Annotated in this window: 18 protein-coding genes; 14 read left to right on the top strand and 4 right to left on the bottom strand. The window is 73.8% G+C overall.

Going from position 1 to position 16,306, the window contains the following annotated elements:
* Nucleotides 1-6: 6 nt before the first annotated feature.
* Nucleotides 7-990: an ABC transporter permease gene (locus LOC65_RS17560; RefSeq protein WP_230248476.1), complete on the bottom strand. Its 984-nt coding sequence runs from the start codon at nucleotides 988-990 to the stop codon at nucleotides 7-9.
* A 133-nt stretch (nucleotides 991-1,123) separates the two neighbouring features.
* Here LOC65_RS17560 and coq7 point away from each other — a divergent pair, with 133 nt between their 5' ends.
* Nucleotides 1,124-1,768: a 2-polyprenyl-3-methyl-6-methoxy-1,4-benzoquinone monooxygenase gene (gene coq7, locus LOC65_RS17555; RefSeq protein ID WP_009855463.1), complete on the top strand. Its 645-nt coding sequence runs from the start codon at nucleotides 1,124-1,126 to the stop codon at nucleotides 1,766-1,768.
* On the opposite strand, the gene LOC65_RS17550 is transcribed toward coq7, so the two are convergent.
* Complete coding sequence (locus LOC65_RS17550; protein WP_009855464.1) at nucleotides 1,769-2,191, bottom strand: OsmC family protein; 423 nt, start codon at nucleotides 2,189-2,191, stop codon at nucleotides 1,769-1,771.
* A gap of 325 nt (nucleotides 2,192-2,516) precedes the next feature.
* On the opposite strand from LOC65_RS17550, the gene ilvA reads away from it, so the two are divergent.
* On the top strand, nucleotides 2,517-4,058 hold the full coding sequence (gene ilvA / locus LOC65_RS17545; RefSeq protein WP_164962928.1) for a threonine ammonia-lyase, biosynthetic: 1,542 nt from the start codon (nucleotides 2,517-2,519) through the stop codon (nucleotides 4,056-4,058).
* Nucleotides 4,059-4,077: 19 nt separating this feature from the next.
* A complete protein-coding gene (locus LOC65_RS17540; RefSeq protein ID WP_009855466.1) occupies nucleotides 4,078-5,160 on the top strand; it encodes a nicotinate-nucleotide--dimethylbenzimidazole phosphoribosyltransferase in 1,083 nt (360 codons plus the stop codon).
* A 40-nt stretch (nucleotides 5,161-5,200) separates the two neighbouring features.
* Here the strand turns inward: LOC65_RS17540 and LOC65_RS17535 are convergent, their stop codons facing one another.
* Nucleotides 5,201-5,791 (bottom strand): hypothetical protein, encoded by a 591-nt coding sequence (locus LOC65_RS17535; RefSeq protein ID WP_051141712.1) that lies wholly within the window; start codon nucleotides 5,789-5,791, stop codon nucleotides 5,201-5,203.
* A gap of 52 nt (nucleotides 5,792-5,843) precedes the next feature.
* On the opposite strand from LOC65_RS17535, the gene gspG reads away from it, so the two are divergent.
* The 11 genes from gspG to gspF are packed head-to-tail and all read left to right on the top strand — an operon-like array spanning nucleotide 5,844 to nucleotide 16,030.
* On the top strand, nucleotides 5,844-6,272 hold the full coding sequence (gspG, locus tag LOC65_RS17530) for a type II secretion system major pseudopilin GspG (RefSeq protein WP_009858493.1): 429 nt from the start codon (nucleotides 5,844-5,846) through the stop codon (nucleotides 6,270-6,272).
* Entirely contained in the window at nucleotides 6,247-6,726 is a 480-nt protein-coding gene (locus LOC65_RS17525) for a prepilin-type N-terminal cleavage/methylation domain-containing protein (protein WP_230248473.1), read from the top strand. Before gspG ends, LOC65_RS17525 begins: the two co-directional genes overlap by 26 nt.
* On the top strand, nucleotides 6,723-7,082 hold the full coding sequence (gene gspI, locus LOC65_RS17520; RefSeq protein WP_230248471.1) for a type II secretion system minor pseudopilin GspI: 360 nt from the start codon (nucleotides 6,723-6,725) through the stop codon (nucleotides 7,080-7,082). The genes LOC65_RS17525 and gspI overlap by 4 nt, the downstream gene beginning before the upstream one ends.
* Nucleotide 7,083: 1 nt before the next feature.
* Nucleotides 7,084-7,692, top strand: coding sequence for a prepilin-type N-terminal cleavage/methylation domain-containing protein (locus tag LOC65_RS17515; RefSeq protein ID WP_230248470.1), 609 nt, complete (start codon nucleotides 7,084-7,086; stop codon nucleotides 7,690-7,692).
* Nucleotides 7,689-8,654, top strand: a complete 966-nt coding sequence (gene gspK / locus LOC65_RS17510) for a type II secretion system minor pseudopilin GspK (protein WP_230248468.1) — start codon at nucleotides 7,689-7,691, stop codon at nucleotides 8,652-8,654. The genes LOC65_RS17515 and gspK overlap by 4 nt, the downstream gene beginning before the upstream one ends.
* A gap of 20 nt (nucleotides 8,655-8,674) precedes the next feature.
* Nucleotides 8,675-9,913: a type II secretion system protein GspL gene (gene gspL / locus LOC65_RS17505; protein ID WP_230248467.1), complete on the top strand. Its 1,239-nt coding sequence runs from the start codon at nucleotides 8,675-8,677 to the stop codon at nucleotides 9,911-9,913.
* Nucleotides 9,910-10,407 carry a type II secretion system protein GspM gene (gene gspM, locus LOC65_RS17500; protein WP_230248465.1) on the top strand — a complete coding sequence of 166 codons (498 nt, stop codon included), beginning with the start codon at nucleotides 9,910-9,912 and terminating at the stop codon, nucleotides 10,405-10,407. The genes gspL and gspM overlap by 4 nt, the downstream gene beginning before the upstream one ends.
* Complete coding sequence (gspN, locus tag LOC65_RS17495) at nucleotides 10,404-11,204, top strand: type II secretion system protein N (RefSeq protein ID WP_029718730.1); 801 nt, start codon at nucleotides 10,404-10,406, stop codon at nucleotides 11,202-11,204. The genes gspM and gspN overlap by 4 nt, the downstream gene beginning before the upstream one ends.
* The gene (gspD, locus tag LOC65_RS17490) at nucleotides 11,201-13,390 is read left to right on the top strand and encodes a type II secretion system secretin GspD (protein WP_230248463.1); all 2,190 of its coding nucleotides are present in this window, start codon (nucleotides 11,201-11,203) and stop codon (nucleotides 13,388-13,390) included. Before gspN ends, gspD begins: the two co-directional genes overlap by 4 nt.
* 4 nt (nucleotides 13,391-13,394) lie before the next feature.
* Nucleotides 13,395-14,813: a type II secretion system ATPase GspE gene (gspE, locus tag LOC65_RS17485; RefSeq protein ID WP_009858622.1), complete on the top strand. Its 1,419-nt coding sequence runs from the start codon at nucleotides 13,395-13,397 to the stop codon at nucleotides 14,811-14,813.
* Nucleotides 14,813-16,030, top strand: a complete 1,218-nt coding sequence (gspF, locus tag LOC65_RS17480) for a type II secretion system inner membrane protein GspF (RefSeq protein ID WP_009858623.1) — start codon at nucleotides 14,813-14,815, stop codon at nucleotides 16,028-16,030. Before gspE ends, gspF begins: the two co-directional genes overlap by 1 nt.
* Here gspF and LOC65_RS17475 read toward each other — a convergent pair.
* Complete coding sequence (locus LOC65_RS17475) at nucleotides 16,011-16,202, bottom strand: hypothetical protein (protein WP_164962896.1); 192 nt, start codon at nucleotides 16,200-16,202, stop codon at nucleotides 16,011-16,013. The two genes, gspF and LOC65_RS17475, sit on opposite strands and share 20 nt — an antisense overlap.
* Nucleotides 16,203-16,306: the final 104 nt, after the last annotated feature.

Genomic DNA, 16,306 nt, shown 5'->3' with positions numbered 1-16,306 from the left:
GGGGGCTCAGTGGGCGGCGGCGCTGCGCTCGATGCGCAGCCGCGGGTCGACGACGAAGTACAGCAGGTCGACGACGAGGTTGATCAGCACGAAGATCAGCGCGATCAGGCAGAGATAGGCCGCCATCACCGGGATGTCGGCGAACTGCACCGCCTGGATGAACAGCAGCCCCATGCCGGGCCACTGGAAGACGGTCTCGGTGATGATCGCGAAGGCGATCAGCGAGCCCAGCTGCAGCCCGGTGATCGTGATCACCGGCACCAGCGTGTTTTTCAGCGCATGGCCGAAGTGCACCGCGCGGTCGCTGAGGCCGCGAGCGCGCGCGAACTTGATGTAGTCGCTGCGCAGCACCTCCAGCATCTCGGCGCGCACCAGGCGCAGGATCAGCGCCAGCTGGAACACCGACAGCGTCACCGCCGGCAGCACCAGGTGCTTCAGGCCGTCGGCGGTCAGCAGCCCGGTCGTCCAGCCGCCCAGCGCGACGACCTCGCCGCGGCCGAAGCTCGGCAGCCAGTGCAGCTGCACCGCGAAGACCAGGATCAGCAGGATGCCGATCAGGAAGGTCGGCAGCGACACGCCCAGCAGCGACAGCGTCATCACCAGCTGCGCGCCGGCGCTGCCGCGGCGCAGCGCCGCGTAGACGCCCAGCGGGATGCCCAGCACCAGCGCCAGCAGCGCCGCCACCAGCGACAGCTCCAGCGTCGCCGGGAAACGTTCGGCGATCAGCGCCGAGACCTGGCGCCCCTGGCGCAGGCTGAGGCCGAACTCGCCCTGCAAGGCATTGGCGACGAAGTGGCCGAACTGCACCAGGAAGCCCTGGTCCAGCCCGAGGTCACGGCGCAACTGGGCACGCTGCTCCTGCGTCGCGTCCTGGCCCAGCAGGTTGAGCACCGGGTCGCCGACGTACTGGAACAGCATGAAGGCGATGAACGCCACCGCCAGCATCACGACGAGGGCCTGGGCGAGCCGGCGGAGGACGAAGACGAGCATCGAGGGCGGCGGGTGCACGCGGCAAAAGCTCGCGATGATGCGCAAAACCCGTGCCCGGGCAAAGCGCAAAGACCTCATGCCGACCCGCGCGCCCCCGGGGCCGGGTGGTCAGCAGCGCCCCGTGGCCGGCGCTATGCTGCACCGCATGAGCACCGTCGACCGCCTTCTCGTCAGCGCCGACAACGCGCTGCGCACCCTGTCCGGCGCCGTGCACGCCGGCCGCCCCAACCCTGCCGGCCCGGCGCGCGCCGACGCCGAACCGCCGGCCGAGGACGAACGCAGCCTGTCGGCGGCGCTGATGCGCGTGAACCACGTCGGCGAGGTCTGCGCCCAGGCGCTGTACCAGGCCCAGGCGCTGACCGCGCGCAGCCCCGAGCTGCGCGAGCAGATGGCGGCCGCGGCGCGCGAGGAGATCGACCACCTCGCCTGGACGCAGCAGCGGCTGGACGAGCTCGGCGACCGCCCCAGCCTGCTGAACCCGCTGTGGTACGCCGGCGCCTTCGCCATCGGCCTGGCCGCCGGGCGCCTGGGCGACCGCGTCAGCCTGGGCTTCGTCGTCGAGACCGAGCGTCAGGTCGAGCAGCACCTCGCCGGCCACCTCGACCGGCTGCCGGCGGGCGACGAACGTTCGCGCGCCATCGTCGAGCAGATGAAGGACGACGAACGCCGCCACGCCGACGGCGCCGAGGACGCCGGCGGCATCGCGCTGCCGATGCCGGTGCGGCTGGCGATGCGCGCGGCGGCCAAGGTGATGACCGTCACCGCGCACCGCATCTGATCAGCCCTCGACGATCTCGTAGCCGGTCGTGATCTCGGCCGTGCGCGCCAGCATGATCGTCGCCGAGCAGTACTTCTCGTGCGACAGCGCGATCGCGCGCTCCACCGCCTGCGCCGGCAGGCCGCGGCCGGTGACGACGAAGTGCAGGTGGATCTTCGTGAACACCTTCGGGTCGGTGGCGGCACGTTCGGCCTGCAGCTTGACCTGGCAGCCGCGCACGTCGTGGCGGCCGCGCTTGAGGATCAGCACGACGTCGTAGGCGGTGCAGCCGCCGGCACCGGCCAGCAGCGTCTCCATCGGCCGCGGGGCGAGGTTGCGGCCGCCGCCGTCGGGCGCGCCGTCCATGGTCAGCAGATGGCCGCTGCCGGTCTCGGCGACGAAGCCCATGCCCGAGGCCGGGATCCAGTTGATCGTGCATTCCATGGCGTGAAACTCCGTGAGCGGCGCGAAAAGGCGTGCATTGTGCGCAGGTCCGGCGCAGGCGTCGCCGAGGCTTGCGGCAGGTCGGCCAGCAGGCCAGTCAGGATATTGCACCGCAGCAAGGCGGTGGTAGACTGGCTTCCATCGGTCGTTGACGGCGTCTTGCCTCCGACCCACCGGTTGTCTCCTCCACCTCCTCCAATGGTGGATTCAGGCCCGGGGCCGCAAGGTCCCGGGCTTCTTTTCTTCCGGCAGGCGCCGCCGGCCCGCGTCGTATGATGCGGCCCCTCCCCCGGTTATGCGCGCACCCCGTCTGCCCGCCGTCCCGATGTCCGCTGCCGAAACCGACGTCGCGAGCATCGCGGCCGGCTACCTGAAGAAGATCCTCACCGCCCGCGTCTACGACGTCGCCGTCGAGTCGCCGCTGACGCCGGCCAAGAGCCTGTCGCGCCGCCTCGCCAACACGGTGCTGCTCAAGCGCGAGGACCGCCAGCCGGTGTTCAGCTTCAAGCTGCGCGGCGCCTACAACAAGATGGCCCACCTGGCGCCCGAGGCGCTGGCGCGCGGCGTCATCTGCGCCTCGGCCGGCAACCACGCCCAGGGCGTCGCGCTGTCGGCACGCAAGCTCGGCTGCCGCGCCGTCGTCGTGATGCCGGTGACGACGCCGCGGCTGAAGGTCGACGCGGTGGCCGCACTCGGCGGCGAGGTCGTGCTGCACGGCGACAGCTACTCCGACGCCTACGCCCACGCCGTCGGGCTGCAGGCCGAGCAGGGCCTGACCTTCGTGCACCCGTTCGACGACCCCGACGTCATCGCCGGCCAGGGCACGATCGCGATGGAGATCCTGCGCCAGCACCAGGGCCCGATCGACGCGGTCTTCGTCGCCATCGGCGGCGGCGGCCTGATCTCGGGTGTCGCGGCCTACCTGAAGGCGGTGCGCCCGGAGATCAAGGTCATCGGCGTGCAGACCGCCGACAGCGACGCGATGCTGCGTTCGGTGCGCGCCGGCCACCGCGTCACGCTGGACGACGTCGGCCTGTTCTCCGACGGCACCGCGGTCAAGCTCGTCGGCGAGGAGACCTTCCGCGTCGCCAGCGCGCTGGTCGACGACTTCGTCGTCGTCGACACCGACGCCGTCTGCGCCGCGATCAAGGACGTCTTCCAGGACACGCGCAGCATCGTCGAGCCCGCCGGCGCGCTGGGCGTCGCGGCGATCAAGCAGTACGTGCACGAGCACAGGCTGAAGGGCAAGACCTTCGTCTCGATCACCTGCGGCGCGAACATGAACTTCGACCGCCTGCGCTTCGTCGCCGAGCGGGCCGAACTCGGCGAGCAGCGCGAGGCGCTGTTCGCGGTCACGATCCCCGAGGAGCGCGGCTCGTTCCGCCGCTTCTGCAGCCTGATCGGCCCGCGCGCGGTGACCGAGTTCAACTACCGCATCAGCGACGCGCGCCAGGCCCACGTCTTCGTCGGCGTGGCGATCGCGCGCCACGACGAGGCGGCACGCATCGCCGCCAACTTCGAGCGCCACGGCTTCCCCACCGTCGACCTCACCGACGACGAGCTCGCCAAGGAGCACGTGCGCCACATGGTCGGCGGGCGCAGCGAACTCGCGCACGACGAACGCCTGTTCCGCTTCGTCTTCCCCGAGCGCCCGGGCGCGCTGATGCGGTTCCTCGACGGCCTGCACCCGGACTGGAACATCAGCCTGTTCCACTACCGCAACCAGGGCGCCGACTACGGCCGCATCCTCGTCGGCATGCAGGTGCCGGCCGGCGAGGACGAGGAGTTCGGCCGCTTCCTGCAGACGCTGGCCTACCCCTGCGTCGAAGAGACCGACAACCCGGTCTACCGCCTGTTCCTGCGCTGACGACCCCGGCGCGACGCCCATGGACCACAGCCGATCCCTCGTCGCGCCGACCGCCGACCCGCCGCTGGAACGCGCGCTGCGCGACAAGCTCGCGCGCCGCAACGACGACAGTGGCAGCCTCGGCGAACTCGAACCGCTGGCGCTGCGCATCGGCCTGATGCAGGGCTCGCTGAAGCCGCGTTTCCACGAGCCGCAGCTGCTGGTCTTCGCCGCCGACCACGGCCTGGCGGTCGACGGCCTGCACGGCGCGCTGCGCTACACCACCGACGAGCTCGTGCGCCGCCTGCTCGCCGGGCGGCTGCCGCTGGCGGTCTTCGCACGCGCCGGCGGGCTGGCGCTGACGGTCGTCGACTGCGGCGTCGCCGAGACGCTGCCGGCGCACGAACGCCTGCTGGCGCGCAAGATCGCGCACGGCACGCGCAACCCGCGCGTCGCCGCGGCAATGTCGGTCGCCCAGGCCCACGCAGCGATGCGCGCCGGCATGGAGATCGGCGACCAGCTGCGCGGCAACCTGGCGATCTGCGCCGGCCTGGGCGTCGGTTCGCAGGAGAGCGCGGCACTGCTGCTGTCGCGCATCACCGAGCTGCCGCTGCGCGCGCTGCTGGAAACCGGGCCGGGCATGGCGCCCGAGGAGCTCGCCCACCAGCTCGCCGTCGCCCAGGCGGCGCTGGCCCGCCACCGCGACGTCGCCGAGCCGGTGGAGCTGCTGGCCGCGCTCGGCGGCTTCGAGGTCGCGGTGATGGTCGGCGTGATGCTGATGGCGGCCAGCAAGCGCCAGCTGCTGATGATCGACGGCCTGGCCGCCTGCGCCGCGCTGGCGATGGCCGCGCGCATCGCGCCGCCGGTCACCGACTACTGCGTCTTCAGCCGCAGCCGCGAGCACCGCGGCCTGGACCTGGTGCACAAGCACCTGCGCGCCGCGCCGCTGCCCGACCTGGGCCTCGACGGCCTGGACGGCACCGGTGCCGTGCTCGGCTGGCCGCTGGTGCGCAGCGCCGCGGCGCTGCTGACCGAGGTCGCCGAAGGCGAGGACGCCGGGCCGACGCGCCCGGGCTCGTTCGACGACGACGACGACGGATTCCCCTCGACCCTGGGGTTCTGAACCCCGCGAACCGGGGCCCCGCGGCCGGCCGCCGCGGCGTTCACTCGGCCTGGATCTCGGCCTCGACCGACTCGTCGAGGTTCTGATCGGGCTGCGGCCGGGTGCCGGGCGGCGGCCGCACGGGCCGGGCGGCCGAACCCAGCGACGGCACGCCGCCGGGCACTGCCCGCGCCGCCGGCACGGCCGCGCCGGGCGCGGGCAGGCGCCCGGTGCTCGCCGGCGGCGGTGCCGACAGATCCAGCGCGACGGTGGTGCTGCCGCCGCGCGGGCCGAGCAGCACCTCGCGCTGGCGCACCGACTGCACGACGGTGTCGCCGTCGACGGCCGCCCCGACGCGGAAGGCCTTGGGCGCCTTGCCGTCGACGGCGATCAGGGCGACGCCGTCGAGCTCGGCACTGCGCGAGGCGACGACACCGAGCAGCTCGAAACGCGAACTCTCGGGTGACTCGGCGGGCACGCCGGCATCGCTGCCGAGCACGCGCGACGGGTCGCCGCGCATCGCGCCGGCGGCGGCCACGACGCTCGCCTGCGGCGGCGTCGCCGGCGCCGGCTTCACGAGCTGCAAGGCCCAGTAGACGGCGCTCGCGGCCGCCACGGCCCAGACACCGAACGCCCACCAACGTGTCGTCATGCGCCGATTATGATTGACCGCACCCTCTGCCAGGCTTCGCCTTCCGCCCCTCATGATGCCCCTCTCCCGCTCGCGCCGCCGAGGCTTCACGCTGATCGAGCTGATGGTCGTGCTGGTGATCCTCGGCGTGCTGGCGGCGCTCATCGTGCCCAACGTTCTCAACCGTGCCGATGACGCCCGCGTGACCGCCGCCCGCACCGACATCCACAACCTGATGCAGTCGCTCAAGCTCTACAAGCTCGACAACCTGCGTTACCCGAGCACCGAGCAGGGCCTGGACGCGCTGGTGCGCAAGCCGGCCACGAACCCGGTGCCGCCGAACTGGAAGCCCTACCTCGACAAGCTGCCCAACGACCCCTGGGGCCACCCGTACCAGTACCTGAACCCGGGCGTGAAGGGCGAGATCGACGTCTTCAGCTACGGCGCCGACGGGCAGGCCGGCGGCGAAGGCAACGATGCCGACGTCGGCTCCTGGCAGTAGCAGGCGCCTGCACCGTCGCCGGCGCGGCTTCACGCTGATCGAGGTGATGGTCGTGATGGCCATCGTCGCCATCGGCATCGGCCTGGCCACGCTGGCGATGCGCGACCCGGCCGGCACCCGGCTCGAGGTCGACGCCGCGCGCCTGGCCACGCTGCTGGAGACGGCGCGCACCGAGGCGCGCACCGGCCGCCTGGCGGTGGCCTGGATCCCGACGAACGACCCGCAGCGCGATCCCTTCGTCTTCGCCGGGCTGCCGTCGGGCCAGGCGCTGCCGACACGCTGGCTCGACGCCGAGGTCAGCGCCCAGGTCGTCGGCGGCAACCAGGTGGTGCTCGGCCCCGAGGCCATCCTGCCGCCGCAGCGCATCGTGCTGCGGCTGGACGACCGCCGGCTGGAGGTCGCCAGCGACGGCCTGTCGGCCTTCGCCGTCGTGCCGCAGGCCGAGGCGCCATGAGACGCACGCGCGGCTTCACGCTGATCGAGGTGCTGGTCGCGGTGGCCATCGTCGCCGTCGCGCTGGCCGCGGGGCTGCGTGCCGGCGGCGCGCTGACCGACAACGCGCAGCGCCTGGCCGACGTCAGCGCCGCGCAGTGGTGCGCCGAGAACCGCCTCGCCGCGCTGCGCCTGGCGCGTCAGCTGCCCGGCGTCGGCGACGCCGACTTCGAGTGCGAGCAGCTCGGCCGCCGCTACCGCGGCGTGGTGCAGACGCGGCCGACGCCGAACCCGAACTTCCGCCGCGTCGATGCCCGCGTCAGCGACGACGAGGGCCGCCCGCTGCTGACGCTGTCGACCGTCGTCTCGCGCTACTGACGTGAGCTCCCCCGCCCGCCGCACGCACGGCTTCACGCTCGTCGAGGTGCTGGTCGCGCTGGCGATCATGGCCGTGCTCGCCGGCCTGGCCTGGCGCGGCATCGACGGCATGGTGCGCACGCGCGACGCCACCACCCAGGCGGTGGACCGCACGGCGCGGCTGAACACCATCCTGTCGCAGTGGCAGCAGGACCTGCAGTCGCTGCAGGACACCGGCGCCGCGCCGGTGCTGCAGTTCGACGGCCGCCACCTGCGCCTGACGCGGCGCGTCGACGGCGGCGTGGCGGTCGTCGTCTGGACGCTGGCCGACGGCGTCTGGCAGCGCTGGGCGAGCCCGGCGACGACACGGCTGCAGCCGCTGCAGCAAGCCTGGCTGCGCAGCCAGCAGCTGCTGGGCACCGAGCCGCAGCAGGTGCGGCTGCTCGACGGCGTCGCCGACTGGCAGCTCTACTACTACCGCGGCAACGCCTGGTCCAACGCCCAGTCCAGCGCCGGCACCGGCGACGGCAACGGCGGCGAGGACCTGCCCGACGCCGTGCGCCTGGTGCTCGACACCGCCGCCGGCCGCCTCACGCGCGACCTGGTGCTGCTGCCCGGAGGCGGCTCGTGAGGCGCGCGCCCCGGCGCCAGCGTGGCGCGGCGCTGCTGCTGGCGATGCTGATCCTGACGCTGGTGGCGACGCTGGCCGCCGGCATGGCCTGGCAGCAGACGCGCGCGGTGCACATCGAGGCCGCCGAACGCGGCGCGGTGCAGGCCGGCTGGATCCTCGACGCCTTGCTCGACTGGGCGCGCCTGATCCTGCGCGAGGACGCCCGCACCGGCAGCATCGACCACCTCGGCGAGCCCTGGGCGACACCGCTGGCCGAGGCCCGGCTGTCGAGCTTCCTCGCCGCCGACCGCGACAACACCGACGCCGCCGCCCCGGAGGCCTTCATCTCGGGGGCGATCTCGGACGCCCAGGCGAAGTACAACCTGCGCAACGTCGTCGACTCGGAGGGCAAGATTTCGCCGCAGGAGCTGAAGGCGCTGCAGCGCCTGTGCGAGGCCGCCGGCACGCCCACCGACACCGCGTCGCGGCTGGCGCAGGGGCTGGCCGCGGCCTGGGCGGCGCGCAGCGGCACCGAGGCCACCGACGCGCCGCTGGCGCCGTCGCGCCCGGCCGACCTCGCCTGGCTGGGCCTGGACGCGGCCACCGTCGCCCGGCTGCAGCCCTACGTGACGCTACTGCCGACGCCGACGCCGGTCAACGCCAACACCGCGCCGCGCGAGGTGCTGGTGGCGGCCATCGACGGCCTGGACCTGGGCAGCGCCGAGCGCCTGGTGCAGACGCGCCAGCGCAGCCCCTTCGACTCGCTGGCCGCGGTGCAGGCGCTGCTGCCGCAGGGCGCACGCGCCGACGACGAGAGCCGGATCTCGGTGCGCAGCTCGTTCTTCGAGGTGCGCGGCCGGCTGCGCCTGGACGAGCGCATCGTCGAGGAGGAGTCGCTGGTCGAGCGCCGCGGCGCCGACCGCGGCCGCGACGTCGTGACGCTGCGCCGCGAGCGCCGTCCGCTTCACATCGGGACACAGTGAGCCCGCCACAATAGACCCTCATGGCCGTCCTCGTGCTCCAGATCCCCGCCCGGCAGCGCCTGGCATCGCGCTCGGCGGACGAGCCGGCGCCCGCACGCGCGCCCGCCGAGATCGACTACGTCTTCAGCCCCGACGGCCTGGCCGTCGGCTCCTCGGGCCGCGCCGCCCCGGCGCTGCTGCCGCGCGCGGACAGCGTCGTCGTGCTGCTCGCCGACGGCGACGTCGCCTGGCAGCGCATCACGCTGCCCAAGGCGCCGCCGGCGCGGCTGCGCGCCGCGCTCGCCGGCCTGCTCGAGGAAGCGCTGCTCGACGACGAGGACGCGCTGCACTTCGCGCTGCCGCCGCAGGCCACCGCCGGCGCCGAGGCCTGGGTCGCCGTGGTGCACCGCGGCTGGCTGGCCGGCGTCGTGGCCGATCTCGAGGCCGCCGGCGTCGCCGTCGACCGCGTCGTGCCGGCCGTCGTGCCCGGCACGCCGGGCGGCCACTTCGCGCTGCCCGAGGGCGCCGCCGACGACGCCGCCCCCTGGCTGACGCTGGTGCGCGAGGACGGCATCACCCGGCTGCGCACCGACGGCACGCTGGCGCGCGCGCTGCTGCCGGCCGACGTGCAGGCCCTGCGCTGGACCGCGACCCCGGCGGCGGCGGCCGCCGCCGAACGTTTTCTCGGCCAGCCGGTGGCCGTGATCGCCGAGGCCGCCCGTGCGCTGGACGCGGCGCGCTCGGCGTGGAACCTGCGCCAGTTCGAGCTGGCGCCGCGGCGCCGCGGCCTGCGCGTGCTGCGCGACACCGCCCAGCGCCTGCTGGCGCCCGAGTGGCGCCCGGTGCGCTGGGGCCTGGGCGCGCTGGTCGCGGTGCAGCTCGTCGGCCTGAACGCGATGGCCTGGCAGCAGCGCCGCGCCATCGACGAACGGCAGGCCGCGATGACCGCGCTGCTGCAGCAGAGCTTCCCCGGCGTGCGCGCCGTGATCGACGCGCCGCTGCAGATGCGCCGCGAGACCGAGCGCCTGCGCGCGGCCGCCGGCCGGGCCGGCGACGGCGACCTCGAGGCCCTGATCGGCGCCGCCGCCGCCGCCTGGCCCGAAGGCCAGGGCCCGGCGCAGACGCTGCGCTACGAACCCGGCCGGCTGACGCTGGGCGCCACCGGCTGGAGCCCGCCGGAGATCGCCGCCTTCCGCGACCGGCTGCGCCCCGCGGGTTATGCCGCCGAACTCGCCGACGGCCGCATCACCGTCAGCCGCGGCAACGGAGCGGCCGCATGAAACACCCTCAGGACGCGGCCCGCCGGGCCCCGCTGAACGCCTGGTGGACGCGGCTGGCGCCGCGCGAACGCCTGCTCGTCGCCACGGCCGCCGCCGTCGTCGTGCTCTACCTCGTCTTCGCCGTGGCGGTGCAACCGGCCTGGCGCACCTTGTCGGCCGCGCCGGCCAAGCTGGAGGCGCTTGACGTCGAGCTGCAGGCCATGGGCCGGCTGGCCGCCGAGGCCCGCGAGCTGCGCAACGCGCCGCCGGTCAACGCCGAGCAGGCCGCCGCCGCGCTGCGCGCCGCCAGCCAGCGCCTGGGGCCGCGCGGCCGCCTGGCGCTGCAGGGCGAGCGTGCGGTGCTGACGCTGGACAACGCCGACGCCGCCGAGCTGCAGGCCTGGCTGGCCGAGGTGCGCTCCGGCGCCCGCGCCCGCCCGGTCGAGGCGACGCTGACACGCGGCGCGGGCGGCTACAGCGGCAGCATCGTCGTCGCGCTCGGGGACGCCGGATGAGCCCGCCGGCCCCTGCCTCGCGGCCGCGGGCCGGCGCGCGGCGCTGGGCCGCGGCCGGCGCGCTGCTCGGCGGCGCGGCGGCGCTGGTCGCGTTCGCGCCGGCGAGCTGGCTGGCCGGCGCGCTGGCCACGGCCAGCGGCCAGCGCCTGCTGCTCGCCGACGCCCGCGGCAGCATCTGGAACGGCAGCGCCGTCGCGGTGCTGAGCGGCGGCCCCGGCAGCCGCGACGCTGCCGCCCTGCCCGGCCGGCTGCACTGGACGCTGCGCCCGGCCGGCGCCGGCATCGCGCTGCGCGCGCGCCAGGCCTGCTGCATCGACGGCGAGCTCGCGCTGCTCGTCGAGCCGGGGCTGGGCCGCCTGAAGATCAGCCTGCCCGCGGGCCCGGTGGGCCGCTGGCCGGCGGCCTGGCTGGCCGGCCTGGGCACGCCGTTCAACACGCTGGGGCTGGGCGGCACGGTCGCGCTGGCCAGCCAGGGCCTGGTGGCCGAGTCGGCCGCCGGCCGCTGGCGCCTGGCCGGCGGCGCGACGCTGGTGCTGGAGGACATGTCCTCGCGCGTGTCGACGCTGGAGCGGCTGGGCAGCTACCGGCTGGCGCTGGCCGGCGGCGACGTGCCGCAGCTGACGCTGGCGACGCAGCAGGGCCCGCTGCTGCTGTCCGGCGACGGCCAGTGGTCCGGCCGCGGGCTGCGCTTTCGCGGCGAGGCCGCCGCGGCGCCCGGGGCCGAACCGGTGCTGAACAATCTGCTGAACATCATCGGCCGCCGCCAAGGCACGAAGGCCGTCATTTCGATCGGATGAGCATGAAATCCTCGCGCTTCCTCGCCGTCGCGCTGTGCCTGGCCGCCACCGCCCAGATGACGGCGCTGCCCGCCGCGGCGCAGCGCCCGCGTGCGCCGGTCACGGTGAACTTCGTCAACGCCGACATCGACGCCGTGGCACGCGCCTTCGCCGCGATGATCGACCGGCAGATCGCCGTCGACCCGCGCGTCAAGGGCCAGATCACCGTCTACAGCGAGCAGCCGCAGAGCGTGCAGGAGGCCTACCAGAGCTTCCAGTCGGCGCTGCGCGGGCTGGGTTTCGCCGTCGTCGAGAGCGGCGGGCTGCTGAAGGTGGTGCCCGAGGCCGACGCCAAGCTGCAGACCGGCACCGTCTCGGTGGGCTCGGTCGGCGTGCGCGGCGACCAAGTCATCACGCAGATCTTCCAGCTGCGCTACGAGAACCCGAACAACCTCGTCGCGGTGCTGCGGCCGCTGATCAGCGCTAACAACACGATCAACTCCAACCCCGGCTCGAGCTCGCTGGTCATCACCGACTACGCCGACAACCTGCAGCGCATCGGCCGCATCATCGCCGCGCTCGACCAGCCCACCGCCACCGACCTGGAGGTCGTGCCGCTGGAGCACGCGGTGGCCAGCGACCTGGCGCCGCTGGTGCAGCGCCTGGCCGAGACCGGCAGCACCGTCACCGCGCCCGGCGCGGCCGCCGGCGCCGGCGGCACGACGGTCGTCGCCGACGCTCGCAGCAACTCGCTGATCATCCGCGCGCCCAATGCCGCGCGGCTGGCCGCGGTGCGCGCCGCGATCGCCAAGCTCGACCGCCCGGCCAGCGGCCTGGGCCCGGGCGGCGGGCTGTGGGTCGTGCACCTGAAGAACGCCGACGCGGTGAAGCTGGCGACCGTGCTGCGTGCGGCCTTCGGCACCGGCAGCGGCAGCTCGGGCAGCGGCACGGGCACGCCCACCGGCCTGGGCACGGCGGCCACGCCGACGACGCCGGCCGCGCCGGCCGCAACCGCCGGCGGCAGCAGCGCCGGCGGCGCGTCGGCGCAGGCCACCGCGCCGGTGACGCCGTCGGGCCAGCCGACGACCGGCGGCTTCATCCAGGCCGACCCGGCGACCAACTCGCTGATCATCACCGCGCCCGAGCCGCTGTACCGCCAGGTGCGCACGATGATCGAGCAGCTCGACTCGCGCCGCGCCCAGGTCTACATCGAGAGCCTGATCGTCGAGGTGGCGGGCGACAACGCCGCCGAGTTCGGTTTCCAGTGGCAGGGCCTGATCGGCAAGGACGGCGACAAGACCGGCCTGTTCGGCGGCACCAACTTCAGCAACAACAACGGCAGCGGCAACATCCTCAACATCACGACCGCGGCGGCCAGCGGCAGCGCCAGCGGCGTGTCGCTCGGCGAGGGGCTGAACGTCGGCATCCTGCGCCGCTACGGCGGCACCTACGCGCTGGGCGCGCTGGCCAACCTGCTGCAGAGCCAGACCAAGACGAACATCGTCTCGACGCCGAACCTGATCACGCTGGACAACGAGGAAGCGAAGATCGTCGTCGGCGAGAACGTGCCGTTCATCACCGGCCAGTACACCAACACCGGCACCGCGACGACGAGCCCGTTCCAGACCATCGAGCGCAAGGACGTCGGCATCACGCTGCGCATCCGGCCGCAGATCGGCGAGAGCGGCACGGTGCGCATGACGATCTACCAGGAGCAGTCCAGCGTGCTGTCGACGGCCACAGTCGGCACGACCAACGCCGGGCCGTCGACGACCAAACGTTCGATCGAGTCGCAGGTCGTCGTCGAGGACGGCCAGATCATCGTGCTCGGCGGCCTGGTGCAGGACAGCTACGTCGAGGAGAAGTCCAAGGTGCCGCTGCTGGGCGACATCCCGGGCCTGGGCGCGCTGTTCCGCAGCGAGAGCCGCACCAAGAAGCGCACCAACCTGATGGTCTTCCTGCGCCCGGTGGTGATGCGCGACGCCGACAGCACCGTCCGGCTGTCGCTGGACCGCTACGACCAGATCCGCGCCCGCCAGGAAGGCGCGCAGCCGACGCCCAGCGCCATCCTGCGCATCGACGAGGCGCCGGTGCTGCCGCCGCTGCCCAACGCCGCGCCGCCAGCCGCCCAGCCGGCGAAGGCGCCGACGGCCGAGCCGGTGACGCCGGCGCCGAACGACGCCAGCCCGGCCGCCAGGCCGCAGTAAGACGATGGCCACCCGACACCCGCTGCCCTACGCGTTCGCCAAGGCGAACACGCTGCTGCTGGAGGACGACGGCCAGCTCGTGCTGTGGGCCGGCGAGACCACGCCGCCGGCGGCGCTGGCCGAGGTGACGCGGCTGTTCGACGTCGCCGCCTTCGAGCACGAGCCGAGCGCGACGCTCGGCCAGCGCATCGCCGCGGCCTACGCCGGCGGCGAGAGCAGCGCCGCGGCCGTCATCGGCGAGGTCGAGAGCGGCGTGGATCTCTCGCGGATGATGCAGGAGCTGCCGGCGGTCGAGGACCTGCTCGAGGCCGCCGACGACGCGCCGATCATCCGCATGCTCAACGCGCTGCTGACGCAGGCCGCCAAGGACGGCGCCAGCGACATCCACATCGAGCCCTACGAACGCAGCTCCAGCGTGCGTTTCCGCGTCGACGGCACGCTGCGTGAAGTCGTGCAGCCGAACAAGGCGCTGCACGCGGCGCTGATCAGCCGGCTGAAGATCATGGCCGAGCTCGACATCGCCGAGAAACGCCTGCCGCAGGACGGCCGCATCAGCTTGCGCATCGGCGGCCGGGCGATCGACGTGCGCGTGTCGACGCTGCCGTCGGCGCACGGCGAGCGCGCGGTGCTGCGCCTGCTGGACAAGGCCGAATCGAAGTTCACGCTCGAAGGCCTGGGCATGGACGGCGAGCTGCTGCGGCGCTTCGAGCGCCTGATCCAGCAGCCGCACGGCATCGTGCTCGTCACCGGCCCCACCGGCAGCGGCAAGACGACGACGCTGTACGCCTCGCTGGGCCGCGTCGACACCGCGACGACCAACGTGCTGACCGTGGAAGACCCGGTCGAGTACGAGCTGCCCGGGATCGGCCAGACCCAGGTCAACCCGAAGATCGACCTGACCTTCGCGAAGGCGCTGCGCGCGATCCTGCGCCAGGACCCGGACGTCATCATGATCGGCGAGATCCGCGACTACGAGACCGCGCAGATCGCGATCCAGGCCTCGCTGACCGGCCACCTGGTGCTGGCGACGATCCACACCAACGACGCGCCGTCGTCGGTCACGCGGCTGATCGACATGGGCGTCGAGCCCTATCTGCTGTCGTCCAGCCTGCTCGGCGCGCTGGCCCAGCGCCTGGTGCGCAAGCTCTGCCCGGCGTGCAAGCGCCAGGACGGCGAGGGCCGCTGGCACCCGGTCGGCTGCCCGGCCTGCAGCCACACCGGCTACAAGGGCCGCACCGGCGTCTACGAGCTGATGGTCGTCGACGAGGCGGTGCAGACGCTGATCCACGAGCGCGGCTCGGAGCAGGACCTGGCCGCCGCCGCGCGCGCCAACGGCCTGCGCTCGATGCGCGAGGACGGCGAACGCCTGATCGCAGAGGGCGTCACGTCCGCCGAGGAAGTCATCCGCGTCACGAGGGACTGATGCCGGCCTACCGCTTCGAGGCGCTGGACGCCGCCGGCAAGGCCCAGAGCGGCCTGCTCGACGCCGACAACGCCCGCGCTGCACGCGCCCAGATCCGCGCCCGCAACCTGGTGCCGCTGTCGGTGGCGCCGGTCGGCGCGCCGGCGGCCGAGGGCACGACCGCGGCGCGGTTCTCGCGTCGCGTGTTCAACGCCACCGGGCTGGCCGTGTGGACGCGACAGCTGGCCGGGCTGGTGGGCTCGGGGCTGCCGCTGGAGCGGGCGCTGACCGCGCTGGCCGACGAAGCCGAGGACCAGCGCCAGCGTGAACTGCTGGTGCACCTGAGGAGCGAGGTCAACGCCGGCAGCCCGTTCGCACGCGCGCTGGCCACGGCGCCGCGCGAGTTCGACGAGGTCTACCGCGCGGTCGTCGCCGCCGGCGAGCAGAGCGGCGCGCTCGGCGCGGTGCTCGAACGCCTGGCGCAGGACCTGGAGGACCGCCAGGCGCTGCGCGCCAAGCTGCTCGGCGCGATGCTCTACCCGGCCATCGTCTCGCTGATCGCGCTGGTCATCGTGACCTTCCTCGTCACCTACGTCGTGCCGCAGGTGGCCACCGTCTTCAGCAACACCAAGCAGTCGCTGCCGCTGCTGACCGTCGTGATGATGGCGATCAGCGACTTCGTGCGCCACTGGGGCTGGGCGGTGGCGCTGGGCGTCGTGGCCGGCGTGTCGGCTTTCGTCTTCGCGCGGCGCAGCGCAGGGTTTCGCGAGCGCAGCGACGCCGCCTTCCTGCGCCTGCCGCTGGTCGGCCGGCTGGCGCGCGGCTACAACGCGGCGCGGTTCGCCGGCACGCTGGCGATGCTGGCCGGCGCCGGCGTGCCGATCCTGAAGGCGCTGCAGGCGGCGGCCGAGACGCTGGGCAACCGCGCGATGCGCGCCGACGCGCTCGACGCGCTGGTGCAGGTGCGCGAAGGTGCGCCGCTGGCCTCGGCGCTGGCGGCGAAGAAACGTTTCCCGGGGCTTCTGGCGATGTTCGCCCGCCTCGGCGAGCAGACCGGCCAGCTGCCGGTGATGCTGCAGCGCGCCGCGACCCAGCTCGGCGCCGAGGTCCAGCGCCGCGCGATGGCCGTGGCCACCGTGCTCGAGCCGCTGCTGATCGTCGCGATGGGCGGCGTCGTGATGATGATCGTGCTGGCGGTGATGCTGCCGATCATCCAGCTCAACAGCTGGGTGCGATAGCGAAAAGCCTGGGGTCAGGTCTCGAGACCTGACCCCATTCGCGCTGACCCCACTCGCGGAGGTCCTCGGCGAAGGCCTCGCTGCGGTAGCAGGCCTCCAGCGCCGGCGTGTCGGGGCGGGCGCGGTCTTCGGTCGGCATCCAGCCTTGGGCGGCGGCGGTGGCAGCGTGCATCGTCGTCTCCGCGGCCCGGGGCAGGCCGCGACGGCATCCTGGCCGGCACCGGTTTCAGCATCTTGACCGGACGATGTCGGTGCGGTGACGGCGACAACAGGCGC

Source organism: Rubrivivax sp. JA1055, assembly GCF_020966565.1.
Lineage (GTDB): Bacteria > Pseudomonadota > Gammaproteobacteria > Burkholderiales > Burkholderiaceae_C > Rubrivivax > Rubrivivax benzoatilyticus.
This window is presented reverse-complemented; position numbering and strand designations above follow the sequence as displayed.